This is a genomic window from Parvularcula sp. LCG005 (genome assembly GCF_032930845.1).
Classification (GTDB): Bacteria; Pseudomonadota; Alphaproteobacteria; order Caulobacterales; family Parvularculaceae; genus Parvularcula.
In genome coordinates, this window is the sequence record NZ_CP136758.1 from 2,934,503 (window position 1) to 2,959,046 (window position 24,544).

Sequence of the window (24,544 nt, forward strand, 5' to 3'; positions counted from 1 at the left end):
CGGGCACCCCTTATGCCCATCGTCGCGTTACGCGAAAAGCCATGGAGACGAGGCAGAGAGGATCTGATCCCCCTGTGAGCGCCACGGCGCTTGACCCGGTCCGACCACAGGCCGACATAGCGCCCATGCCCGATGACACCCGCCCCATCACTGCTGCGACCACCCACCACGTCGATGCCGCAATTGTCGCGCGTGGGGTGAAGAAGACCTATGCCGGCACCAAGAAATCGCCGCCGAAGGAAGCCCTCAAGGGCATTGACCTGACGATCCCCCGCGGATCGGTCTTTGGCCTTCTGGGACCAAACGGCGCCGGCAAGTCGACCTTCATCAACATTCTCGCCGGTCTGGTCGTCAAATCAGCCGGCAGCGTGTCGATCTGGGGCTTTGATATTGACGAGAACCCACGCCAGTCGCGGGCGTCGATCGGTGTGGTGCCCCAGGAAATTTCGGCGGACGTGTTCTTCACGCCGAAGGAGGGCCTGGAAATTCAGGCTGGTCTTTATGGCGTGCCGAAAAAAGAGCGCCGGACCATGGAAATTCTTCGCAGCCTCGGGCTGGAGGATAAGGCCGACGCCTATGTCCGCATGCTGTCCGGCGGCATGAAGCGACGCCTCCTGGTCGCCAAGGCGATGGTGCATGATCCGCCCGTCCTGATCCTCGATGAGCCCACCGCAGGCGTCGACATCGAACTGCGCAAGCAGCTGTGGGATCATGTCATGACCCTGCACGATCGCGGTGTGACCGTCATCCTGACGACCCATTATCTGGAAGAGGCTCAGGAGCTGTGTGACACGATCGGCATCATCCACAAGGGCGCGGTCCAGACCGTGAAGCCCAAGGATGAGCTGATCGCGAGCCTTGATCGCAAGACGCTTATGGTGATCCCTGAAGAAGAGGTCACCACGCTGCCGCCGCTGGGTGATGATGCACGGGCGGAGATCCGCAAGGGCGCAATCTATATCGACTATCGCCCCAGCATCACCCGGATAGCCGACCTTCTGGGCGCCCTTCATCAGGCCGGGATCCGCGTGAAGGACCTGTCTACGGTCGAGGCGGACTTGGAAGATGTGTTCCTTGAGCTTACCTATGGGACAGACCGCGCCTGACGGTCGTCCCAGACATTGCCGGAGATCGATTATGAAGGCCGCTACCCCCATTCTCAGCGCTGTTGCCGTCGCGCTTGTCGCCTGTGGCGCGCCAGAAGCCAAGGTCCGCGAGACCGCCCAGGACGGCCCCCGCACTCTTGCCGAGGCGACAGCGGGTCCGTCCAATGTCGCCCTGTTCAAGACCGGCGACGACGATACAACTGTCTATATGCTGGGGACCGTGCATATTCTGCACCCGGACATCAGCTGGGAAACACCGGCTATCCAGCAGGCGTGGAATGAGGCCGATACGGTTTTCTTCGAGGTCGACATCACCTCCCCCGACGCCCTCGCCGAGGTTGGCGCCCTGTTTCTTGAGCGCGGCTTTGATGCCAGCGGCAAGACCCTCGCCGATTATTACGACGCGTCTGAAAAGAAGACGATCAACGACGCCCTGACCCCGCTTGGTCTCAATCTCGCAGCGTTCAACAATATGCGTCCATGGTATGCCAGCGTGAACATCACCCAGGTCGCCCTGATGAATATTGGCGGTCAGGCGGAAGCGGGCCTTGAAATGATCCTTGGCAAGCGCGCTGCGGATGATGGCAAGACGATGCGCTATTTTGAGTCCCTGCTGCAGCAGGTCGAATTCATCTCGGCAGGGACGGATGAGGAGCAGGCCGATCTGCTGTTGGCCGGCGTTGATGAGCTGACTGATCTTGAGGCGTCATTCGCCCGGATGATCGGCGCCTGGTATGACGGCGAGCCGGAAAAGCTGGCTAACATCATCAGCGAGGCATTCGAAGAGGTCCCCGCCATGGCGGAAATCCTGCTCTACAATCGTAACGAGGACTGGGCGCAGCAGCTTGACCAGGTTATTCGGACGGAACCGGGCACGTTCTTTGTGGCTGTCGGCGCGGGGCATCTTGGTGGCCCGAACTCAGTGCAGGATTACCTGTCCGAGCGCGGCTATACGGTGACACGGGTCACCGCCGACTGATCAGCCTGCGGCCAGATGATCTGCAATACGAAGGGCGAGGCGTTCAGCGACCTCGCCTTTCTGCATTTCGTCCCAGATATCTTCGCCATCATCGCTGATGATCACGACGCGATTGCGGTCACCGCCCATGACACCGGTCCCGGGAGAAACGTCATTGGCGACAATCCAGTCGCATCCCTTGCGGAAACGCTTGGCTTCAGCATGTCCAATGACATCGTCCGTTTCCGCCGCAAAACCGATCATCAGGGGCGGTCGCCCCTCTTTCATCTGGGACAGCGTCCGCAAAATATCGGGATTTTCCGTCAGGGCGATGGTGGTCAGCCCGCCACGCTCCTTCTTGATCTTGTGATCGGTTTCGATCGCGGGTCTGTAATCGGCCACCGCTGCGCACATGATTGCAACATCCGCAGGCAGAGCATCCTGACAGGCGGCCAGCATCTGTCGCGCTGTATCCACCCGGATCGTCTTGATCCCTTCAGGATCCGGCAGATGGGTCGGGCCGGACACGAGCGTGACCGTCGCGCCGAGATCGGCGCAGGCGCGGGCCAGCGCGTAACCCTGTTTGCCTGACGACCGATTGCCCAGATAGCGTACCGGATCGAGCGCCTCCTGCGTGGGACCAGCGGTGACCAGAATATGCCGACCCGTAAGGGCGCCGCCACCGCTGTCTGCGGACAGTTTCGGTATGGTGGGAATGGGCTGCCCGCTCAAACTGGACTTGATGGCGGCCACGATATCGTCAGGCTCACTCATCCGGCCGGGGCCAAACTCACCGCAAGCCATATCCCCGTCATCGGGGCCCACAAAAAGCGCGCCGTCGGCGCGAAGCTGGCCAACATTTCGCTGCACGCTGGGGTGTTGCCACATGCGCACATTCATGGCCGGTGCGAACAGCACCTTTTTGTCCGTTGCCAGAAGAAGCGTCGAGGCAAGGTCATCGGCAAGTCCCCCGGCCGCCTGCCCCAGAAGGTTTGCGGTGGCCGGCGCAACAACCACCAGATCGGCCTGGCGGCTAAGCTCAATGTGCCCCATTTCAGCCTCGTCGGTGAGGTCGAACAGATCTGTGTAGCATTTCTGTCCAGACAGGCTGGCCACCGACAAGGGAGTAATGAACTCTGCACCACCGCGGGTCAGGACACCCGTGACCCCGATGCCTTCTTTTTTCAGCGCACGGATCAGGTAGAGCGATTTGTAGGCGGCGATGCCACCCCCGATGATCAACAGGACAGATGAACCGGCCATTTCTTCCTCCGCACAGTCGGCGCTCAGGCCGCCTTGCCTTTTTTCGATTTCGGCCGCTTACCCTTGATCGCCGCCGCCAGTCTATCAATGCTCTCATCTGAGAGTTCAAGACCACCATCCATGACCTGCTGCGCCGCCTCTTCGGCCGCCGCGGCAAACTGCGGGAAAGCCTCGAACAAAGACAGAGCGGCAGTGCCGTTGGCCTTGGCCTGTTTAAGGAGCGCGCGCGGGCCAACACGTTCCGAAATATAATCACGGACCGTGGGCTCGGCCGTGTCCCACAGGTTGATCTGCGGGTCGATGATCCTCGCCACGCCTTCAACAACCACCATGGTCCGTTGCAGCAGGACAAGCTCCGGTCGCAAATGCATGTCAAAGACATCCGTGACGTCGAACAATTGCTGCAGCACGCGGGACATATCGAGACGATCAGCATCCCGACCGAAAATCGGTTCACCGACTGAACGCAGTGCGGTGGCGAAGGCTTCGACTGAATAGTGATCAGCCACATACCCCGCATCAAAATGCGCCTTGGCCGCGGCGTGATAGTCCCGACGGATAAAGCCGTAGATAATTTCAGCAAAGACGCGCCGCGCCTGTTCATCCAGACGGCCCATAATGCCAAAGTCGATCAGCACAAGCTGGCCCTGTCCGTCCACGAACATGTTTCCCTGGTGCATATCGGCGTGGAAGAAGCCATCATGCAGGGCCTGTTGCAGGAAGGTACGCAGGACAAGTTTCGCCAGCGCCGGCTGGTCGACGCCGCGCGCCACCAGTCCTTCACGATCTGAAATGGCCACCCCGTCAATCCATTCGATGGTCAGCACACGGCGAGACGTCATGTCCCAGACGACGTCCGGCACACGGACGCCCTCCATCTCCGAGAGGTTCTCGGCAATCTCAGACGCGGATCCCGCCTCGATCCTGAGGTCGAGTTCCACAGCCGCAGCGTCCGAAAGCGTCTTGATGAATTTGACGGGCTCCATCCGGCGGGCCGGACGGATCAGCCATTCGGCGATCCTGGCGCCCAGCATGAAAGCCCGGAACTCCTTGCGCGCCTTGTCCTCGATCCCCGGCCGCAGGATCTTGACCGCGACCCAGCGCCCGTCCTTCAACTGCGCCTTGTGAACCTGCGCCACCGATGCCGCAGCAATCGGTTCAGAGAACGACGCGAAAGCTTCTTCCGTCGACAGATTGAGGGCGCGTTCGATCTGCGCCTTGGCCACGTCATTGGGAAAGGGCGGCATGCGGTCCTGCAGGGCGCCTAGGTCTTCCGCCATCTGAAAACCGACAATATCGGGCCGGGTCGCAAGCAGCTGGCCGAATTTGACATAGGCCGGCCCCTGTCCGGCCAGCGCCTGGGCCAGCCGTTGACCGGGCCGCATTCCCTTCCCGCGTGCACCAATACGCGACACGCGGCCCAGGATCCGCACGGGGACGGGTACCATGGGCGCAAACTCTTTCGGAATCAGCGCGTCGTACCGCGCCAGGATCAGGGCGGCGCGCACCAATCGGCCAAAATCGATCAAGGTGCGGAACATGCCTTAGATCCTCCAGCCCGAATGCAGGGCGACGATGCCGCCAGACAGATTTTCAACGGACACGCGGGCGAAGCCTGCATCGCGCACCTCGGCAGCGAACTGCTCCTGAGGCGGAAAGCGTTTGATGCTTTCGACAAGATAGCGATAGCTTTCACGGTCGCCGGCCACTGCCTGCCCCATCGCGGGAATGATGTGGTCGGAATAGGCCCGATAGATCCGGTGATAACCTTCGGTTACGGGGCGCGAAAACTCGAGGCAGAAAAACCGCCCACCGGGTTTCAGGACGCGATAGGCCTCCTTGAGGGCGCGATCCCTGTTGGTCACATTGCGGATGCCAAAACCGATCGTATAGCGGTCGACAGACGCATCGGGCAGCGGCACCGCTTCGGCATTGCCGCAGACCTGCGCAAAGTTTGCGCCAAACGGTCTCGCCGCTTCCCGGTCCTGTCCCGCGAGCATCATCGCATGATTGATGTCACAGACGATGGCTTTTGCCTCGGGCCGTCCACGAGCCGGTCTGCTGGCCGCGCGCTCGAGGAACCCCAGCGCGATATCACCCGTGCCGCCCGCTACGTCGAGCAGGGTCTGGCCCGGCTGCGGTGCCAGGCGGTCCAGCAGTACCGACTTCCATACCCGATGCAGACCGGCTGACATCAGATCGTTCATGATGTCGTAGGCAGGAGCCACGGAATCAAACACCGCGCGGACGAGGCCTTCCTTCTCTTCTGCCGGGACGTCGCGGTCCCCAAAGCTGACGGTCTGCATCGTCATCTGCCCTTTATGCGTAAAGCCGTTTCATTCAGAGGCTATGTGGACTACCAAGGGGTTGGGGGCAATGGATGGGACCGTTGGCCGCCATGTGGGGTCGTCGCCCGTCTGTTGTCTGGAGTAGAGGCCGGCAGGGACAGGCGTGAACGCCACTTTGACTTTTCAGGGTGGCGATCATGGCATTAACCACGTATGAAACCGGAACGTTTGAGGGAAACGGGGCATGATCAAGTCTGAACTGGTTCAGATACTGGCAGCGGAAAATCCGCATCTATTCGTCAAAGACGTTGAAAAGATCGTCAACACGATCTTCGATTCCGTAGTCGAGGCGCTCGAAGAGGGCGATCGCGTTGAACTGCGCGGATTTGGCGCATTCTCGCTCAAGCACCGCGAAGCCCGGACCGGCCGCAATCCACGCACTGGTGAGGCCGTCGAGATCGAGGAAAAGTGGAGTCCGTTTTTCAAGGCGGGCAAGGAAATGCGTGAGCGGCTCAATGCTGAGCCCCAGGCCTATCCGCCGGAAGCCATGGCGGCGGAATAAACGTCCAAATCCCACCTGGCGGGATATTTCACGCCCCCTGATCGCGCCATAACGCTAGCCGCGACATCGAAAACCCGTTAACCGGTGATCATGCGCAAGATCATCGTCTACATCCTGCTCGCCCTGGTGTTTGTCCTGCTGGTGGTGTTTTTCGTCGCCAACCAGCAACCGGTCATGATCAGTATGGATCCGCTGTCCACCGACAGCCCGGCCGTCGCCATCGGTCCCTACCCCATGTGGGCCATGGCTGCAGGAACCTTGTTTATCGGTTTCGGCCTTGGCGCCGTCGGCATGTGGCTGAGCGACGGATCGCTTCGCCGCCGCGCGCGGGAACGCCAGCGTCGGATTCGGCAGCTGGAAGACGAATTGAAGGCAGTGCGGCGAGGCGACGAGACGGGGGAGACCCGGTCCGGTCTGCCAGCGCTGAAGCGATAGCGAAATGAGCCATTTCGTCATCAAGATTTGCGGCCTTCGCACGCCATCGACCGTCGACGCGGCGCTCAACGCTGGCGCGACCTGGATAGGCTTCAATTTCGTGCCCCAGAGTGTCCGCTATATCCATCCGGCCACAGCATCGGCACTGGTTAAGCAGATTGGTGACCGCGCCCGGACGGTAGGTCTGTTCGCGGACACACCGCTTGAGACCATCGTTGACACCGTTCGCGCCGTCCCCCTGTCCATGGTGCAGCTGCACGGTCAGGAGAGTGAGGCGGCGATCGGCGCGGCAAAGGCCGCGGTCCCTGGCGGTGTCATCGCAGCACGGGGCATCGCGGCAGCATCGGACCTACCCGGCCCGCAGACCATCGCACCGGATTTCTACATTTTCGACGCCGCGCCGCCCAGCGACACTGATGTGCGCGGCGGTCACGGCACCCCCTTCGACTGGCGCGCCCTGACCGGCTATCGCCAGCCGACCCCGTGGTTACTCGCCGGGGGACTGACCCCCGACAATGTGGCCAGCGCCGTGGCCTCGGTCCGGCACATTCCCGGCTTCGCTGGCGTCGATGTCGCCTCTGGAGTCGAGAAGGCACGCGGCGAAAAAGACGCAGGCCTGATTGCCGACTTTGTCGCCGCGGCTCGCGCTGCTATGGCGCCCCTCTGATATTTTTTGCCCGAGAGTGACCATGTCCAGCACAACCCTGCCCAACAGCTATCGCACCGGCCCGGACGAGAACGGCCGATTTGGTATTTTTGGCGGCCGATTTGTCGCTGAAACGCTGATGCCGCTCGTCCTCTCGCTTGAGAAGGCCTATCGGGAAGCGAAGGAAGATCCAGCGTTTGAGGAAGAGTTCACGCACCTTCTCAAACATTATGTCGGTCGCCCCTCACCACTCTATCTGGCCACGCGGCTCACCGAGCATGTGCGCGAGAAAGCCGGTAACGGAAAAGGCGCGAAGATCTATTTCAAGCGCGATGAGCTGAACCACACCGGCGCGCACAAGATCAATAACTGCCTGGGCCAGATCCTGCTGGCCAAGCGCATGGGCAAGACCCGCATCATTGCCGAGACGGGTGCCGGCCAGCACGGCGTGGCGACCGCCACCGTCTGTGCCCTGTTTGGCCTGCCGTGTACGGTGTATATGGGCGCGACCGATGTCGAGCGGCAGAAGCCGAATGTCTTTCGCATGAAACTGCTGGGCGCCGAAGTCCGTCCCGTCACCTCCGGCACCGGAACGCTGAAGGATGCCATGAACGAGGCCTTGCGCGACTGGGTCACCAATGTCGCGGACACGTTCTATATCATCGGCACCGCCGCAGGCCCCCACCCCTACCCTGAGCTCGTGCGCGACTTTCAGTCCGTGATCGGCAAGGAAGCCAAAGAGCAGATGATGGAGGCCGAAGGCCGCCTGCCTGACACCATCATGGCCTGCATTGGCGGGGGATCGAATGCGATCGGCCTGTTCCACCCGTTCCTTGATGACAAGGACGTGGAGATCATCGGCGTCGAAGCCTCAGGCCATGGTCTTGATACGGACAAACATGCCGCCAGCCTGACCGGTGGTCGCCCCGGCGTCCTGCACGGGAACCGGACATACCTCCTGCAAAATGAAGATGGTCAGATCACGGACGCCCATTCGATATCGGCGGGCCTCGATTATCCGGGCATCGGACCAGAGCACGCCTGGCTCCACGATATTGGCCGGGTCAAATATGTGTCGGCTACAGACAAAGAGGCGCTGGATATGTTTGCCCTGTTGAGTAAACTGGAAGGTATTATCCCGGCGCTTGAGCCTGCCCACGCCCTCGCCCGGGCGGTGGATCGCGCCGCAGAAATGGATGAAGATCAGATCCTGCTGGTCAATCTCTGCGGCCGCGGCGACAAGGATATCTTCACGGTGGCAGAGGCGCTGAACTTCGACATCGGCTGAGGCTCAACGGCGCCTCATGCCGATTATCGATGGGTCAGCGGCCAGGCTGCGCCAGCCTAGTCGCCAAACACGTCATTCAGATAGGCAGCCGTCCGTACACCCGCCTGCGAAAGGCGCGTGTGCACCGTTTCCCGCTGCTCATAGATATAATCCCACCGCAGATTACGGTCGCGGGGTTCTGGGTAGACGCTGGGGCGGATCTCATTGCTCTCGGCGATCCAGACGAGGGGGTCGGTTACTGACCATTCCTCAATCTGCTGAGGTGTCAGCTTGGCAAAGGCCCAGTCGGTCCACTCAGTATAGGACAGACGCTCATACTCGATCAGCTCCACGTCCCAGACCCAGTGCAGCTGTGTCACCTCACCAAACCAGGTGACCATGATGTCATTGCCGCCGCGGTCGGACCCATCGCCCACATGCAGCGGTTGATGCAGGTCGGCGATGATGTGCACCACAAAGGCCAGCGCCAGATATTTGTCTTCCTTCGACGCTTTACTGTCCTTGAGGACGGCTGTGTATTTCTGCAGCGCCGTGTACGCGTCGCCCTCTTCCGGTGCACCAGCCTCGGCATAGGTCTGACCCTCCGGCACGGTCACATAGTGCCATGGGTTCGCTGTCCGTCGCCAGAACTCGTCAGGGTTCGAACGCTGCTCATCAGGATAATTCGATAGCTCGGCCAGGGTCACCGGCCCGAGAATATCTTCAATGGCCGCTTTCGCGTTGTCATCGAGAAGACGCATCGCCATTGCAGCGGCCACCCGGTGGCCGATCTTGTCGTAGGCCTGAGCCATGGATGGAAAGAGAAGACCAAGACAGGTCAAAACGGTCAGGAACAGTCGCAACATCGGGTGGGCCCTCCAGCAAGATGGAGGCTGCCTAGCCCATGATTGAGGACGGTGCACCCCTGTCAGTGACGGGTCGTCTCAGCCGTCATCTCTTCATCATGAAGGTCAGCATCGACAAAGCCCTCAAAGGGTGTGCCAGCATAAAGGGATTCGATGCGGGCCACTGTCCGGTTGCGAATGACCTGTCGCGGCTGGAAGGCATGGATCCGCGCAATGTCCGTGTCCTTCAGCATGTCGAGAAGATGCGCCAGACCGCTCGGCTCCCCGTTTTTCAGTTCAACATGGCTTGGATCCCCGGTCACCACCATCCGAGAGCGGCGGCCCGTCCGGGTCACCGCCATGCGCATCCGACGAGCAGACAGATTCTGTGCCTCGTCAATCAGAACGAGGCTGTCATTGAAGGTGCGACCCCGCATCTGTGACAGAGGAATGATTTCCAGCCGGCGGTGGTTGATCAGCGACTGGATATCCGCATGGCCGGTCAGCTCGTAAAGAATATCGTAGAAGACAGCTATCTGATCATTGAAGCCCCGGTCGGTCTCACTGGACGATGTCCCCATGTCTCCGTCCGAACGTTCATGGGGACGGGTCAGTACAAGATGGGCCACGTCATTGCGCGCGAGGAGCGTCAGGCCCGCAGCGATCGCAAGGTGGGTCTTGCCTGTGCCGGTCGGACCGACGCCGAAGATGAGCGGGACGCTCATATTCAGAAGATCCTTCATCAGCGCCATCTGGGCAAATGACAGGGGTCGAACCGGGCGGATCAGCCCTTCCAGCCGAAACGCCAGATCGCGTTTCATCGCCCCGGATACCACTGCATCAAGATTTGCCTGTGAGAATATCGTGTCGACAGCTGCCATATGGTCGAGCGTTGCCGCCTGATCGAAAACACGCCGGGCGACCGTCACCGCCGGAGCATCGCCGGTCATTCCCAGACCGAGTGCCGTTGACCGGACAGACAGCGTGAAAGGCGCCACAGCCGCGCTGAGACGAGCCAGGAAATCCGATCGCTGTGAAATCTGAAGCGCACGATCCGCAGGCATGCGGACGAACTCACTATATTGCTGCCCAATGGGCAGTTGCGGCGCTTCCTTAATGATGGATTTTTCGAGCAGAGGCATGTCAGAACTCCTATACTGCTGACACGCTAAAGCTGATCGATCTAATAATCAGTAAATTTGAATAAAAATCTTTTCTTATTGATTAATATCGAATTTACTTCGATTTTTCACGTATCTTGATGAACACTTATCAGTGTAAAACCGATCAACTCATCATTTCGCACCTGCGAACAGTCGCTTTCCCGTGACCTGGTTATTTAAAAGATGATTGGGTTTTCATGATATCCGTACCTGCGGCGTTCGAGCTGGAGGGCTGTTAGCGCAAACAATGCTGGCCTTCCGGGGCCAGACCGCTACACTCTCATTCTGTCAGGGGCTGCACAGACGGCCCGGCTTTTTAGGGATGTCGTATGCTGCGTCTGATCATTATCGCCTTGTCCGTCTTCGGTTTGGCCGCCCCCGCTCAGGCCGAAGATGGCTATGAGCTGTGGCTCCGGTATCCGCCGATGGAACGGGCTATTGCCAAACCATACCGCGACGCGATGCAGCGGATCATCCTGCCTGGTGAGCCCAGTGAAACCCTGAGCCTCGCCATCTCGGAGCTGGAACGCGGCGCCACCGGCATGCTCGATCGCACACCTTCCATCGACGAGGACGCCAAGGGGCGCGGCAATATCTGGCTGGTATCCGGCAGTGACAATGTGCCCGCCGATACTGGTATCGACCTGACCGACCTTGCCGAGGACGGTTACGTCATCCGCACAGTGACGATTGGCAAGACGAGCGGTATCGTCATTGCATCCAAATCTGATGTCGGGGTCCTTTACGGGACCTTTCACCTCCTCCGCCTCATGCAGACGCGAGCCGATATCACAGAGCTCAATGTGTCTGAATCGCCGTCCGTTGATGTTCGGATCATGAACCACTGGGACAATCTCGACCGGTATGTCGAGCGCGGCTATTCGGGGCAGTCGATCTGGGACTGGCACAAGCTGCCTGACTACATTGATCCGCGTTATGAAGATTACGCTCGGGCGCAGGCGTCCATCGGAATCAATGGTGTGTCGCTGATCAACGTCAATTCCGATGCCATGGTCCTGACGCCGATGTATCTGGAGAAGACCGCGGCACTGGCCGATGTCTTCCGTCCCTACGGCATCAAGGTCTATCAGACCGCGCGCTTCTCTGCGCCGATGGAAATTGGTGGTCTTGAAACCGCTGACCCGGCCGACCCGGCGGTCCAACAATGGTGGGCGGAAAAGGCCGACGAAATCTATCAGTACATCCCTGATTTTGGCGGATTTCTGGTCAAAGCCAATTCGGAGGGTCAGCCGGGACCACAGGATTATGGCCGCAATCACGTGGATGGCGCCAATATGCTGGCAGATGCGCTGGCTCCTCACGGCGGCATCGTCATGTGGCGTGCCTTTGTCTATTCAGAGCACGATGACGAGGACCGGGCCAAGCAGGCCTACACCCAGTTTGTTCCCCTTGATGGTCAGTTCCGGGACAATGTCCTGGTTCAGGTCAAGAACGGCGCCATTGATTTCCAGCCGCGGGAGCCGTTCCACCCCATGTTCGGGGCGATGCCTGAGACACCGCTGATGATGGAATTCCAGGTCACGAAGGAATATCTGGGCTTTGCCACACACCTTGTCTATCTGGCCCCGCTATATGAAGAAGTGCTGGAAGCGGACACCTATGCCGAGGGTGAGGGCTCAACCGTCGCTAGCGTTGTCGACGGTAGCCTGCAGGGTCAGTCCCTGACCGGCGTCGCGGGCGTCGGCAATGTCGGCTCTGACCGCAACTGGTCGGGATCGCATTTTGATCAGGCAAATTGGTACGCCTTCGGACGAATGGCATGGGATCTCCACGCGGACAGCGAGGCGATTGCCGATGACTGGGTCCGCATGACCTTCTCGAACGACCCCGCTTTCGTCACGCCGGTCGTTGATATGATGATGGGGTCCCGCGAAGCAGCGGTGAACTACATGACGCCGCTGGGGCTCGCCCATCTGATGGCGACCGGTCACCACTACGGGCCGGGCCCGTGGGTCTGTGATCTTGGCCGCCCGGAATGGAACCCCTGCTACTATCACAAGGCCGACGAGAACGGCATCGGCTTTGACCGGACGGAGACAGGCTCCGATGCCATCTCGCAATATGCCGAACCGCTGCACGATCTTTACGGCGATATCGACACGGTGCCGGAAAACCTTCTTCTGTGGTTCCACCATGTCCCGTGGGACCATGAGATGAAGTCCGGCGCGACCCTGTGGGAAGAGCTGACACGGCACTACACCCTGGGCGTCGAACAGGTCGCCGACATGCGGGCCACATGGGCCGGTCTTGAAGGCCTGATCGACGATGGGCGGTATGCGCAGATCGCCGCTTTCCTCGGTATTCAGGAGAAGGAAGCGCAGTGGTGGCGCGATTCTTCCATAGCCTACTTCCAGTCCATTTCCGGCCTGCCGCTTCCCGACGGTCTTGCACCGCCGGAGAAGGACGTTGAGTATTACAAGGCGATTTCGCACCCCTTTGCGCCCGGCAATTAGGCGCAGCGGGGCCATCAGGAGAGCCCTTAGATGCTGACCATTGCTGCGCTACTGGCAGCGGCCTTTTTGGCCCAGGATGAGCCGACGGACATGAACCTGGACGCCGCCGCGGCCCCCGGCGTGCTGCAGGCCTTGGGCGATGACTGGCCGGTTGATGACATGGCCGACTGGTCGCTCCGCCGCCGCCCGCTGCTGCTCGAGATGTTTCAGCAAATCGTCTATGGGCGCCTTCCCGCCGAGACGGGCGTGACGGCTCTTGAACGCACACCGATTTCCGTCGCGGGCATCAAGGGCGCTGGCAGCGCAGAGAACATCCGCTTTGACCTGGGTCCTGCAGGACGGCCTGTTCATGCCACGCTGATCCTGCCCAAAGGGGACGGCCCGCATCCGGTCATCATGCAATATGCCATGTGCGGCGCGCCGCTCGCCCTGCCTGGCCTGACCGAGGCGGCAGCGCCTGCGGGCGGCATGCCCGAATTCTGTGAACGTTTTGCCGGGATGACACCGCCAGCGGACGATCCGGATCCGATGATGATCGATATGCCGGTCGAAGAGCTGCTGGCTCATGGCTATGGCATGCTGGCCTTTGCGCCGGGCGACATCGTGCCCGACGACGGACCGGCCGCGATCTCCCTCCTTGAAGAACTGTCACCCGTTGACGACCCGAAGGAACGCCTCGGGGCGCTGGCGGCCTGGGGCTGGGGCGCGTCGCGCATTGTCGACGTTCTGGAAATGGATGAACGCGTCGATCAGGATCGCATTGCGCTGATGGGCCATTCCCGCAACGGCAAGGCGGCGATTGTGGCCGCCGCCTACGATCGGCGGATCGATCTTGTGTGGATCCACCAGTCCGGCACTGGCGGCGTCACCCTGTCACGATCCTATGAGGGTGAGTCCGTTGAAAATATCACCGGCGGGTTTCCCCATTGGCTGGCGCCGCGGTTCCGGGACTATGCTGACCATGAGGCCGATCTGCCCATCGACCAGCACCAGATGTTGGCGCTGATTGCGCCGCGTCCCGTCCTGATCGGTGCGGCTTATGGTGATACATGGGCCGGCCCGAAGGGGGCATGGCTGTCAGCGCAAGGCGCGGATCCCGTCTACGAACTTCTGGGCACGGAAGGCCTGAATCAGGCCAGTCCCGAGGCCTATAATCCCCATGGTCAGATTGCCTATTTCATCAGGGAAGGTCGCCACGGCACGAGCCGCAGCGACTGGGACCGGTTCATCGAATTTCTCGACGCCCATTTCAACGCCGATAGCGGCCGAGCCTATTAAGGCCGGACGCCATCAACGCGACGTACACTAATCAGTCCGGCGTACCGGCCTTCTCAAACAGGGCGTCGATGACTTGCTGATTGCCGAGTGAGAATTCGAGCGGGCAGGCATAGTCCGCGCCGTTCAGCACTGTATCGTGGAAGGCATTCAGCTGGTTCACATATTGCTGCGTGCCTTCGAAATGCTCAACAATGTCACCATGGCCGTCACGCTGCCATTCAATTGTATGCGCGCGATAAAGGCCGGCATTGAACGGTGACCCGATCCGGATCAGCCCGTCTTCTCCGTGGAACGCCATTTCCTGCCGGCGGTGCATCCGCGTCGATATATAGAAGTCAAAACCCACATCATCAGGGAATTGCAGCTGGGCACGAACCACTACGTCGACACCGGCCTCCCACTCAACGCGTGCACTGAGGACCTCTGGCTCCTGCTGCATCACAAAGCGCGATGTGCAGGTTGGATAGACGCCAATATCGCGCAAGGCCCCACCGCCCGCATCGGAGCGGTTGCGGATGTTGCCCATATCGCGATTGGTGAAGGAAAAGGCCGCATCAATGTGGCGTAGACGGCCGATGCCGCCTCCCTTTATGATCTCGCGCACCCGCGTCCACTGGGGATGGTGCGTGACCATGAACGCTTCGGCCATATGCAGGCCAGTTTTGTCCCGAAGCGCGATCAGGTCGTCGATCTCACTGGCGTGCATGGCGAGCGGCTTTTCGGCCAACACATGCTTGCCGGCTTCAAGGGCCTTTTTCGCCCATTCAACATGCATGTGGTTGGGCAGCGGAATGTAGATCGCGTCGACATCGTCCCGCTGCAAAAGCGCATCATAGTCCGGCACGATCTTCAGGCTTGGTTCCATCGCCGTAGCGCGCGCCGCCTTTTCAGGTGAACTGGTGGCCAGGGCTACAAGATGTCCGTGGCTCGACTGCTGCAGGGCCGGAATCCAGTCCTTTTGGGCGAAATTCGAGGCGCTCAGCACACCCCAGCGAACGGTTCTGGTCATGATAGGTCTCCTGCAGTTTATAGCGATATAGGGGGCGCAGCCGGTCTGTCAGGTCTTCAGACGGTAGCCAGTCCGGAAAATAAGCCAGACGACCGTCAGACAGATCGCCAGAAACAGTCCCACAGCGGCCAGACTGATCGCCAACGGCACGTCACTCTCGCCAAAGAAGGTCCACCGGAATCCGCTGATGAGGTACACGACGGGATTGAAAAGGGTCAGGCTGCGCCAGAACGGCGGCAGCATGTCGATGGAATAGAACGCACCACCCAGAAAAGTCAGGGGGTAGACGACCATCATCGGCACCATCTGCAGCTGTTCGAAACTCTTCGCCCAGACGCCGACGATGAAACCGAACAGGCAGAAGGTGACAGCGATCAGCAGAACCGTAAAGACCATGGCCACCGGGTGGGCGATCTGTACGTCCACAAACAAATGTGCCGTGGCCAAGATGATAAATCCGACGAGGACCGACTTGGTCGCCGCGGCACCGACATAGCCTACCACCGCCTCGAATGAAGACACCGGCGCTGACAGAAGTTCATAGATCGTGCCCGTCCATTTGGGCATGTAGATGCCGAACGATGCGTTTGAAATACTTTCCGTCAGCATGGACAGCATCATCAATCCGGGTACGATGAAGGCGCCATAAGGGACGTCGCCAATCTCGGTCATCCGGCTTCCAATGGCAGATCCGAAGACGATGAAATAGAGTGATGTGGTGATCACCGGCATGACCAGGCTGGTCAGCAGGGTGCGTCTGAACCGCGCCATCTCAAAGCCGTAAATGGCCATGACGCCTCTTAAATTCCTGATCATTCGCCGGTCTCCTTCACCAGACCTACAAAAATATCTTCGAGCGAACTCTGGCTGGTGTTCAGATCCTTGAACCCGATGCCAAGATCGCTCATCGCCCGCAGAAGGGAGGGGATTCCCGTCGAATCCGCATTGCTGTCAAATTCATAAACAAGCTCGAGCCCCTCCGCCTGCAACCGCAGATCCCATTGCGCCAGCTCAGGCGGGATTGTCGCCAGCGGTTCGTTCAGGGTCAGGATCAATGTCCGCCGACCCAGCTTTTTCATCAGGGTCCGGGTATCGTCGATCACGACGATTTCGCCTTTCGAAATGACGCCGACGCGGTCGGCCATTTCTTCGGCCTCTTCGATATAATGGGTCGTCAGGACGATGGTCACGCCGCGCTCACGCAGACCGCGAACCATTTCCCACATATCCCGGCGCAATTCGACGTCGACACCGGCCGAGGGCTCATCAAGGAACAGGATATCAGGCTCATGGGCCAGTGCCTTGGCGATCAGCACCCGGCGCTTCATCCCGCCCGACAGCTCCATCATCTTTGCCTTGCGCTTGTCCCAAAGAGACAGATCGCGCAGCAGTTTTTCGATAAACGTCTTGTCCGCTGGCCTGCCGAAGAGGCCGCGGCTGAACTGCACCGTCGACAGGACGGATATGAACGGGTCCGTCACCATCTCTTGCGGGACAAGGCCGATCCGGGCGCGAGCCGCGCGGTAATCTTTGCCGATATCCGCGCCATCCACGGTCACCGTGCCGCCCGTGGCATTCACGAGGCCGCAGACAATGCTGATCAGGGTGGTTTTCCCGGCGCCGTTGGGGCCAAGCAACGCCAAAATCTCGCCGCGCCGGACCTGAAGATCCACGCCGCGCAGGGCGGAAACGCCGCCTTTATACGTCTTTGTCAGGCCATTGATGTCGATGATTACGTCCATGGAAGGTTCGTCCCCGCCTTTCCCTCACGTGTCAGCGCTGATCGCCAGAAGGTCGATCCCGGCTGCTATCGGGTCGCCCCTTGCGCCGAACAACCGCCGGTGTCCATGTCCCCCCTTGCCTTCCCTCGCCATCCACGGCAATTCGCGTCAATGTCCAGACTGAAAGCCCGTTTCGATCAATTGAAGGCCGAAGGCCGCGCCGGTTTCATTCCATTCGTGATGGCCGGCGACCCGTCCTATGACGCCTCCCTCGACCTGATCCGTCGCCTGCCGGAAGCAGGCGCAGATATTATCGAAATGGGTGTGCCGTTCACCGATCCCATGGCCGATGGCGTCGCCATTCAGCTGGCAGGCCAGCGTGCACTGAAGGCCGGTCAGACCCTTGCGAAAACCCTTGCCATGGCAAAGTCGTTTCGGGAGCAGGATGACGAGACGCCGCTGGTCCTGATGGGCTATTACAATCCCTTCTACGCCTATGGCGTAGAGCGTTTTCTCGACGATGCTGCGGCCGCTGGAATTGACGGCCTGATCATTGTGGACCTGCCCCCTGAAGAGGATGCAGAGCTGTGCCTGCCCGCCCGCGCCAAGGGGCTGGATTTTGTGCGCCTAGCGACACCAACGACCGACGACGAACGCCTGCCCAGCGTGATGAAAAACACCTCAGGGTTCGTTTACTATGTTTCTGTGGCCGGTGTGACCGGCGGCGCGACCGGTGAAAACGTGGCGGTCAGTACAGCGGTCGAGCGGCTTCAGGCCGCATCCAACCTGCCGGTCGCCGTTGGTTTCGGTGTCAAAACAGAAGAGCGTGCAGCTGAGGTTGCGCGGTCAGCGGACGCGGTTGTCGTCGGATCCGCACTGGTTGATGCACTCGCCCAGGCCTTGCCTCAGGGCGAGGCTGCTGCAACTAACGAAACCTTGAGTTTGGCGAAACGCCTCTCGCGCGCTATCAAAACAGCAAGACAATAAGGCTATAGTGACGCCTATGAATTGGCTTTCAGACTTTACCCCGCCCGGTATCAAGAAAATCTTCCGCCAACGCGAAGGAGATGGCGACCAGCTGTGGTCCCGTTGTCCCGCCTGTGGCGAGATGATCTTCAAGAAGGATCTTGAGGCTGCACAGCATGTCTGCCCCCATTGCGACCACCACATGCGCATCGGACCAAAAGAACGGCTCGACGCCCTGTTCGACAACGGCACATGGGTGAAGCAGGACACACCGGACGTCCATGACGACCCGCTGAAATTCAAAGACACCAAGAAATACGCTGATCGCCTGAAAGAGTATCGCCGCAAGACGGGCGAAAAAGACGCCATGGTCATCGGCAAGGGCCAGATTGATGGCCTGGGCGTTGTCGCTGCCGTCCAGAACTTCGCCTTTATGGGGGGCTCCATGGGCATGGCGCTGGGCGAGGGCATTGTCCGCGCCGCGGAAATCGCCATTGCCGACAGATCGCCGCTGGTGGTTTTCGCCGCTTCCGGCGGGGCACGGATGCAGGAAGGGATCCTTTCCCTGATGCAGATGCCGCGCACGACGATCGCGGTTCAGATGCTGCGGGATGAGGGCCTGCCCTATATCGTCGTCCTGACCGACCCGACGACGGGCGGCGTCACAGCCTCCTACGCCATGCTGGGTGATGTGCATCTGGCGGAGCCCGGTGCGCTGATCGGCTTTGCGGGTCCTCGCGTGATTGAGCAGACCATTCGCGAGAAACTGCCTGACGGCTTCCAGCGGGCCGAATATCTCCTGGACAAGGGGATGGTCGACCAGGTCGTGCATCGCCACGAAATGCGCATGACCCTGTCCAATCTGCTGCGCGTCCTGATGAAATTCGAGGGCAGCGCCGCCAGCACCATCGTTCTTCCCGATCACAGTGATGAGGAAAGCGACGACGTTCTGGAAGCTGAGGTGGTTGTCTCGGAAGAGTTGCCAAAGGCAGCGGAGTGAAATGATTCCGCAAACCGCGGCTCAGGCTCAAATTCAGTCCATTCTCGACGGGTTTGCGGAACGCAGTCCTGCCGAGATCGTCCTCGGTCTTGATCGAACGCTGCAGGCGCTTGAGCGCCTCGGCAATCCCCATCATTGCCTGCCACCGGTCATTCATGTGGCCGGGACCAATGGTAAGGGATCAACCGTCGCCTATCTCCGGTCCATGCTCGCCAGTGCGGGCTTGCGCGTGCATGTCTTCACCTCCCCGCATCTGGTTCGGTTTAACGAGCGGGTTGTTCTGGCGAACAACGAGATTACCGATGAAGAGCTGGCCGATGTCCTGGGCCGGTGCGAAGCCGCAGCCGGTGACCTGCCACTCAGCTATTTCGAAGCCGTAACGGTCGCGTCATTCCTCGCCTTTGCGGAAGTTCCCGGCGATGCGGTCATCCTCGAGACGGGCCTGGGCGGACGGCTTGATTCCACCAATGTTGTTGATCGCCCCCGCGCGTCCGTCATCACACCGATTGGCCTCGACCACCAATCCTGGCTCGGCGATACGCTAGGCGAGATTGCCTATGAGAAGGCTGGTATCATCAAACCAGGTGCCGCTTTCGTCACTGGGGCCCAAAGGGCCGAGGCCCTCGATGTTGTCAAGAGCCGTGCACTCGCCATTGGCGCCAAGCCGTTTGTCTATAATGAGGACTGGACCGCCCGGCAGGAAAATGGCCGCCTTGTCTATGAGGATGAGGATGGGCTTCTGGATCTCAGCCTGCCGCGTCTTGTCGGACAGCATCAGATTGATAACGCCGCTACTGCCGTTGCGGCCCTGCGCGCGGCAGGTCTCGCCCCGGGCCACGAGAAGCTGTCGACCGGGATTGAGAACGCGTTCTGGCCAGCGCGGATGCAGCGCCTGACCAAGGGGCCACTGGTCGACAAGGCCCACCGGCATGCGGGTGAGCCTGCAGAGCTATGGCTTGATGGCGGGCACAATCCGCATGCGGCTAAGGCGCTCGCCCGGACCCTCGCCGATCTGGAAGAACGCAGCCCCCGACCCGTCATCCTCATCACGGGCATGTTGGCCAACAAGGACGCACCCGGCTTTTTCGAACCATTCGTTGATCTGGTCTCGACCGTCTACACGGTCAGCTTCGACAATGAGCGCGCCCGCTCCGCCGAATCCCTGGCGGCCATTGCCCAAGCGGCGGGCCTGCCCTCGGAAGCCAAAGACAGTGTGGGACAGGCCATCGAAGATGCACTGACCATCTTTGGCCGGTCCGGTGAGGGCATGCCCCGCATCCTGATCTGCGGCTCCCTCTATCTCGCTGGCGAAATCCTGCAGGAGAATTCATGACCACCGCCCCGACCCTTCAATTCCAGGTCCTGCCCCACGGTGAAGGCCTCGACCTCCCCGCCTATCAGACCGAGGGCGCAGCCGGTGCCGATCTGCGCGCCGCCATTCCGGCCGATGCACCGGTAACGCTGGCCTTCGGCGAGCGCGCGATGATCCCTACAGGACTGAAAATGGCGATCCCGGCGGGCTATGAGGTGCAGGTGCGGCCACGCTCTGGTCTCGCTGCGAAGCATGGCGTGACCCTGGTGAACAGCCCCGGCACCATTGACTGGGACTATCGCGGGGAAGTCCGCGCCATCCTGATCAATCTGGGTTCGGAGCCTTTCGTTATCAATCGCGGGGAGCGGATCGCCCAGATGGTGGTTGCCCCTGTGACCCAAGCCTCCTTTGAAGTCGTCCAGACGCTCGATGAGACTGTGCGCGGCGAAGGCGGCTTTGGCTCGACCGGACGGTGAGTCTGTCCCACGACGAACGCCGCCGCTATCGGCGGCATCTCCTGCTCCGCGAGATCGGGGGACAGGGCCAGAAGGCCCTGGCAGCCGCAAAGGTGCTGGTCGTCGGCGCGGGGGGCCTTGGGTGCCCGATCCTCTCCTATCTGGCCGCGGCAGGTGTCGGCAGGATCGGCATTTGCGACGGCGACGTCGTGGAGTTGTCCAACCTGCAGCGCCAAACGCTTTATACAACGTCCGATGTCGGACAGTTAAAAGCGGAGATGGCGCGCAAGCGCCTGCTGGCCATCAATCCGCTCATCGATATCAGGACCCATACCGTCTTCATGAAAGAAGACAATGCGGTCAGCCTGATCCACCCCTATGACATTATCGTTGAGGGACTGGACCGCTATGAATCGCGGTACACGGTCAATGAAGCCTGCCGTCGCGAACGCAAGACCCTCGTATCCGCCGCGATCGGTCGGTTCGACGGGCAGGTCGCCGTGTTCCGTCCCGGTCAGCCCGACGAGCCCTGCTATGCCTGTCTTGTCAGTGAGGCACCCGATGATGAGGCAGCGTGCGAAGCCGAAGGGGTCCTGGGCGCTGTCCCTGGCGTGGTCGGCAGCCTTGCCGCCATTGAAGTCATCAAACTGATCTGTGATATGCACAACCCCTTGCGCCGGGAGCTGATGATCTATCAGGGCCTTGAAGGACGTATGCGGCGTGTCCGATTGTCGCGGGACCCGGCCTGCACCGTATGCGGCACGGGCCGCCGGACCTGACCCACATATCCGTTACCGATAAGCCACTTGCAGCGAACGCAATTTTGAGGCCCAATGTGTTCATCATTAGCAAGCGAAAGGAGGTGATCCGATGTCGAGTCAGATCTTGAGCCATCGGAACGGGATTAGCAAAGCAGCAGCGGGGCTGAGCAGCCTCTGACCTTCTGCGGGCTGATGCCCAGTTTTCTGGCCCGTACGATGGCGGGTCTGGCGGGGCCGTGGGAAACCACGGCCCTTCCTTTTTGGGGGATAGACCGGCAGGCGCCGGGGAGTGGCCTTAAGCCTCAAGTGTCTCTACAATCATGGCCTTAGCTATTCTGCGAGGTAAACGTCCGCCATGACCATTCGTTTCGACGACCGGATCGCCCTAATCACAGGGGCCGGTGGCGGGTTGGGCCGGGATTATGCCCTGGCATTGGCGGCACGCGGTGCCACAGTCATCGTCAATGATCGTGGTGCCGACCGCGACGGCACGGGCGCTTCATCCTCACCGGCAGAGAAAGTCGTTGCGGAGATCGAGGCCGCCGGTGGTCAGGGCATGGCCGATGACACCGATGTGACCGATGAGGCGGCGGTAGAAAGCCTGATGGGGCGTGTACGCCAGACCTTTGGCCGCCTTGATATCATCGTCAACAATGCCGGTATCCTGCGCGACCGATCGCTGCACAAAATGTCGACAGGTGATTTCGATGCCGTCCTCGACGTGCATCTAAAAGGCAGCTTTCTGGTGACGCGCGCGGCATGGGAGATGATGCGGGATCGCGGCTTTGGTCGTGTGGTCTTCACCACCTCATCTTCCGGGCTGTACGGACAGTTTGGCCAGAGCAATTACGCTGCCGCCAAGATGGGCCTCGTCGGCATGATGAACACGCTGCACCTTGAAGGGCAGAAATACGATATCCGCGTCAACTGCATCACCCCCACCGCGCTGACACGGATGACGGCCGATCTTGGTATTCCCGATGCTGCGGCCGAGGCGCTCACCCCCGATGCGGTGACGCCAGCCCTGCTCTTCCTTTTGAGCGATGACGCCCCAAGCCGGATGATCCTGTCCGCCGGGGCGGGCGGCTATGCGGTCACAAAAATTCAGGATACCGACGGCATTTACCTGCCGGAAGATCAGCGCACGCCGGAAAATATCGCCGCACAGCTCGGTGACCTCACTGACAGCTCACACATGAATGAGCACCAGATGGGCGCACAGCAGTCCGCCCACTTCCTCACCAAGGCGATGGCTGCAAAGAACCGCTAGGCGGAGAAGCCCTCACAGAGCGCGAGCAGCGCCTGACCATAGGTGCTTTTCTTCATCGGCTCTGCGAGCGCACGCAGCTGGTCGCGCGTGATGAATTTCTTGTAGTAGGCGATCTCTTCCAGCGACGCGACGAGCAGCCCCTGGCGCTCCTGAACCGTCTGAATATAGTTCGATGCTTGCAGCATGGATTCATGCGTCCCCGTATCAAGCCAGGCATAGCCGCGGCCCAGGCGTTCGACGTCAAGCGTGCCTTCTTCCAGATACATCATGTTGAGATCAGTAATCTCAAGTTCTCCGCGCGGGGACGGTTTGACCTGTTTGGCCTTCTCCACAACCGTTGCGTCATAGAAGTAGAGCCCGGTCACCGCCCAATGGGATTTGGGTTTCGCGGGCTTTTCTTCGATGGACTGGGCGATACCGTCGTCATTGAACTGAACGACGCCGTACCGTTCCGGGTCATGAACATAGTACCCGAAGACCCGCGCGCCGCTCGTCAGCTGCGAGGCTTTCACCAGCTTCTCCTGCAGGCCAGAGCCGTAGAAGATGTTGTCGCCTAGCACGAGGGCAGCGGGGGAGCCGTCGAGGAACTCTTCACCCAGAAGAAATGCCTGCGCCAGACCGTCAGGCGAAGGCTGGATGACGTAGGAGAGCGTGATGCCCCACTGGCTGCCATCGCCCAGCAATTGCTGGAACCGTGTCTGTTCCTCAGGCGCGGTGATAATCAGGATCTCGCGAATACCGGCAAGCATCAGGACCGACAGCGGATAATAGATCATCGGCTTGTCGTAGATCGGCAACAGCTGCTTGGACATGGCTCGGGTCAAAGGGTGCAGGCGTGTGCCTGATCCGCCGGCGAGAATGATACCCTTCATGATGATGCCTTTTCTGCGTCGAGAACCGCTTTGACGGTGGCGGCGACGCGTGTCTCCCACTGAGGTCGTTCAACCCCGGGCACGTTGTCGATTTTGGAACAGTCCAGCACGGAAAAGGCCGGACGTTTGGCGGGTGTTGGATAGGCCGTGGACGGAATGGCGGTCAGTCCGATCGCCTCCCCCGTCTGCTTTTCCAGTGCCACAAAGATTTCGGCCGCAAAACCATGCCAGGTGGTCTGGCCATTGCCGGTCAGATGATAGAGCCCGGGCATGGCCTCTGTCGCGCCGGCGCGATGGGCAGCAAGGAGCGCGAAGCTGGCCTGTGCAATATCATCGGCATGGGTCGGCGTGCCGTGCTGGTCGTCCACCACATTCAGCGCCCCGCGCTGGCGCCCCACACGGATCATCGTTTTCAGGAAATTGTTGCCGTCGGTGCCGTAAACCCATGCCGTCCGCAGGACAAAGCCTTGGGGTGCCTTCAGGATGGCAAGCTCACCCACCCGTTTGGACAGGCCGTAGACGCCAAGAGGGGCCGTTTCATCCTCTGGCGAGAACGGGGTCTCGCCCTCACCGGAAAAGACGTAGTCGGTAGAATAATGAATGATCGGCCGGTCGGCGAACAGTGCGGCGATGGTGGCAGGGGCCACCGCGTTGATCGCGAAGGCGGCATCGACCTCGGTCTCCGCCTTGTCGACTGCCGTATAGGCGGCCGCGTTGATCACGGGGGCGAGGGGAAATTCCTTGGCCAGCTCAGCGAGACGCGCAGGATCTGTGATGTCGGCATCGGCGGAGCCAAGAGCGATCGGGTGAAAACCATAATCGCTGGCCGCGCGGGTCAGTGCCTTGCCGACCTGACCCCCCGCACCGAAAATGATGACGTTCGCGTTTCGCAC

At 60.4% G+C, this 24,544-nt stretch carries 24 protein-coding genes; 14 read left to right on the forward strand and 10 right to left on the reverse strand.

All coding sequences use genetic code 11. From position 1 onward, the window contains the following. Window positions 1-125 precede the first annotated feature (125 nt). Together RUI03_RS13940 and RUI03_RS13945 are read left to right on the forward strand one after the other, a co-directional pair. The gene (locus tag RUI03_RS13940) at window positions 126-1,106 is read left to right on the forward strand and encodes an ABC transporter ATP-binding protein (RefSeq protein ID WP_317288073.1); all 981 of its coding nucleotides are present in this window, start codon (window positions 126-128) and stop codon (window positions 1,104-1,106) included. Window positions 1,107-1,137: 31 nt separating this feature from the next. After that, on the forward strand, window positions 1,138-2,085 hold the full coding sequence (locus RUI03_RS13945) for a TraB/GumN family protein (protein ID WP_317288074.1): 948 nt from the start codon (window positions 1,138-1,140) through the stop codon (window positions 2,083-2,085). On the opposite strand, the gene coaBC is transcribed toward RUI03_RS13945, so the two are convergent. From coaBC to RUI03_RS13960, 3 genes are read right to left on the reverse strand one after another with little or no spacing between them, the layout of a single operon-like run. Beyond that, entirely contained in the window at window positions 2,086-3,327 is a 1,242-nt protein-coding gene (coaBC, locus tag RUI03_RS13950; protein ID WP_317288075.1) for a bifunctional phosphopantothenoylcysteine decarboxylase/phosphopantothenate--cysteine ligase CoaBC, read from the reverse strand. Window positions 3,328-3,350: 23 nt separating this feature from the next. After that, entirely contained in the window at window positions 3,351-4,868 is a 1,518-nt protein-coding gene (ubiB, locus tag RUI03_RS13955; RefSeq protein ID WP_317288076.1) for a 2-polyprenylphenol 6-hydroxylase, read from the reverse strand. Between the two features lie 3 nt (window positions 4,869-4,871). Next, window positions 4,872-5,633: a class I SAM-dependent methyltransferase gene (locus RUI03_RS13960; protein ID WP_410795960.1), complete on the reverse strand. Its 762-nt coding sequence runs from the start codon at window positions 5,631-5,633 to the stop codon at window positions 4,872-4,874. Between the two features lie 226 nt (window positions 5,634-5,859). Here RUI03_RS13960 and RUI03_RS13965 point away from each other — a divergent pair, with 226 nt between their 5' ends. The 4 genes from RUI03_RS13965 (at window position 5,860) to trpB (ending at window position 8,546) form a co-directional block, all read left to right on the forward strand. After that, a complete protein-coding gene (locus tag RUI03_RS13965; protein WP_317288078.1) occupies window positions 5,860-6,177 on the forward strand; it encodes an integration host factor subunit beta in 318 nt (105 codons plus the stop codon). 90 nt (window positions 6,178-6,267) lie between these two features. Then, the gene (locus RUI03_RS13970) at window positions 6,268-6,612 is read left to right on the forward strand and encodes a lipopolysaccharide assembly protein LapA domain-containing protein (protein ID WP_317288079.1); all 345 of its coding nucleotides are present in this window, start codon (window positions 6,268-6,270) and stop codon (window positions 6,610-6,612) included. A gap of 4 nt (window positions 6,613-6,616) precedes the next feature. After that, on the forward strand, window positions 6,617-7,279 hold the full coding sequence (locus RUI03_RS13975; RefSeq protein WP_317288080.1) for a phosphoribosylanthranilate isomerase: 663 nt from the start codon (window positions 6,617-6,619) through the stop codon (window positions 7,277-7,279). A gap of 22 nt (window positions 7,280-7,301) precedes the next feature. Further along, the gene (trpB, locus tag RUI03_RS13980; RefSeq protein ID WP_317288081.1) at window positions 7,302-8,546 is read left to right on the forward strand and encodes a tryptophan synthase subunit beta; all 1,245 of its coding nucleotides are present in this window, start codon (window positions 7,302-7,304) and stop codon (window positions 8,544-8,546) included. A 56-nt stretch (window positions 8,547-8,602) separates the two neighbouring features. On the opposite strand, the gene RUI03_RS13985 is transcribed toward trpB, so the two are convergent. Next, the gene (locus tag RUI03_RS13985) at window positions 8,603-9,391 is read right to left on the reverse strand and encodes a S1/P1 nuclease (RefSeq protein WP_317288082.1); all 789 of its coding nucleotides are present in this window, start codon (window positions 9,389-9,391) and stop codon (window positions 8,603-8,605) included. Between the two features lie 62 nt (window positions 9,392-9,453). Next, entirely contained in the window at window positions 9,454-10,512 is a 1,059-nt protein-coding gene (locus RUI03_RS13990) for a PhoH family protein (protein ID WP_317288083.1), read from the reverse strand. Window positions 10,513-10,862: 350 nt separating this feature from the next. On the opposite strand from RUI03_RS13990, the gene RUI03_RS13995 reads away from it, so the two are divergent. Together RUI03_RS13995 and RUI03_RS14000 are read left to right on the forward strand one after the other, a co-directional pair. Next, window positions 10,863-13,007, forward strand: a complete 2,145-nt coding sequence (locus RUI03_RS13995) for an alpha-glucuronidase family glycosyl hydrolase (RefSeq protein ID WP_317288084.1) — start codon at window positions 10,863-10,865, stop codon at window positions 13,005-13,007. A 30-nt stretch (window positions 13,008-13,037) separates the two neighbouring features. Further along, on the forward strand, window positions 13,038-14,285 hold the full coding sequence (locus RUI03_RS14000; RefSeq protein WP_317288085.1) for a hypothetical protein: 1,248 nt from the start codon (window positions 13,038-13,040) through the stop codon (window positions 14,283-14,285). Between the two features lie 31 nt (window positions 14,286-14,316). On the opposite strand, the gene RUI03_RS14005 is transcribed toward RUI03_RS14000, so the two are convergent. Genes RUI03_RS14005 through RUI03_RS14015 form a run of 3 tightly spaced genes read right to left on the reverse strand, consistent with a single transcriptional unit; the run spans window position 14,317 to window position 17,036 of the window. Further along, window positions 14,317-15,294 (reverse strand): Gfo/Idh/MocA family oxidoreductase, encoded by a 978-nt coding sequence (locus RUI03_RS14005; RefSeq protein WP_317288086.1) that lies wholly within the window; start codon window positions 15,292-15,294, stop codon window positions 14,317-14,319. A gap of 48 nt (window positions 15,295-15,342) precedes the next feature. Then, window positions 15,343-16,110 carry an ABC transporter permease gene (locus RUI03_RS14010; RefSeq protein ID WP_317288087.1) on the reverse strand — a complete coding sequence of 256 codons (768 nt, stop codon included), beginning with the start codon at window positions 16,108-16,110 and terminating at the stop codon, window positions 15,343-15,345. Beyond that, window positions 16,107-17,036, reverse strand: coding sequence for an ABC transporter ATP-binding protein (locus RUI03_RS14015; protein WP_317288088.1), 930 nt, complete (start codon window positions 17,034-17,036; stop codon window positions 16,107-16,109). The genes RUI03_RS14010 and RUI03_RS14015 overlap by 4 nt, the downstream gene beginning before the upstream one ends. A 150-nt stretch (window positions 17,037-17,186) precedes the next feature. Here RUI03_RS14015 and trpA point away from each other — a divergent pair, with 150 nt between their 5' ends. From trpA to RUI03_RS14045, 6 genes are all read left to right on the forward strand, one after another. After that, a complete protein-coding gene (gene trpA, locus RUI03_RS14020) occupies window positions 17,187-18,002 on the forward strand; it encodes a tryptophan synthase subunit alpha (RefSeq protein ID WP_317288089.1) in 816 nt (271 codons plus the stop codon). Window positions 18,003-18,018: 16 nt separating this feature from the next. Then, window positions 18,019-18,981 (forward strand): acetyl-CoA carboxylase, carboxyltransferase subunit beta, encoded by a 963-nt coding sequence (gene accD, locus RUI03_RS14025; RefSeq protein ID WP_317288090.1) that lies wholly within the window; start codon window positions 18,019-18,021, stop codon window positions 18,979-18,981. 1 nt (window position 18,982) lies between these two features. After that, window positions 18,983-20,314 carry a folylpolyglutamate synthase/dihydrofolate synthase family protein gene (locus tag RUI03_RS14030; RefSeq protein WP_317288091.1) on the forward strand — a complete coding sequence of 444 codons (1,332 nt, stop codon included), beginning with the start codon at window positions 18,983-18,985 and terminating at the stop codon, window positions 20,312-20,314. Next, window positions 20,311-20,769 (forward strand): dUTP diphosphatase, encoded by a 459-nt coding sequence (dut, locus tag RUI03_RS14035; RefSeq protein ID WP_317288092.1) that lies wholly within the window; start codon window positions 20,311-20,313, stop codon window positions 20,767-20,769. Before RUI03_RS14030 ends, dut begins: the two co-directional genes overlap by 4 nt. After that, window positions 20,766-21,527, forward strand: a complete 762-nt coding sequence (locus RUI03_RS14040; RefSeq protein WP_317288093.1) for a HesA/MoeB/ThiF family protein — start codon at window positions 20,766-20,768, stop codon at window positions 21,525-21,527. Before dut ends, RUI03_RS14040 begins: the two co-directional genes overlap by 4 nt. A 337-nt stretch (window positions 21,528-21,864) precedes the next feature. After that, window positions 21,865-22,779, forward strand: a complete 915-nt coding sequence (locus RUI03_RS14045) for an SDR family NAD(P)-dependent oxidoreductase (RefSeq protein ID WP_317288094.1) — start codon at window positions 21,865-21,867, stop codon at window positions 22,777-22,779. Here the strand turns inward: RUI03_RS14045 and rfbA are convergent. Then, window positions 22,776-23,651 (reverse strand): glucose-1-phosphate thymidylyltransferase RfbA, encoded by an 876-nt coding sequence (gene rfbA, locus RUI03_RS14050; RefSeq protein ID WP_317288095.1) that lies wholly within the window; start codon window positions 23,649-23,651, stop codon window positions 22,776-22,778. The two genes, RUI03_RS14045 and rfbA, sit on opposite strands and share 4 nt — an antisense overlap. Further along, window positions 23,648-24,544 (reverse strand): dTDP-4-dehydrorhamnose reductase, encoded by an 897-nt coding sequence (rfbD, locus tag RUI03_RS14055; protein ID WP_317288096.1) that lies wholly within the window; start codon window positions 24,542-24,544, stop codon window positions 23,648-23,650. Before rfbD ends, rfbA begins: the two co-directional genes overlap by 4 nt.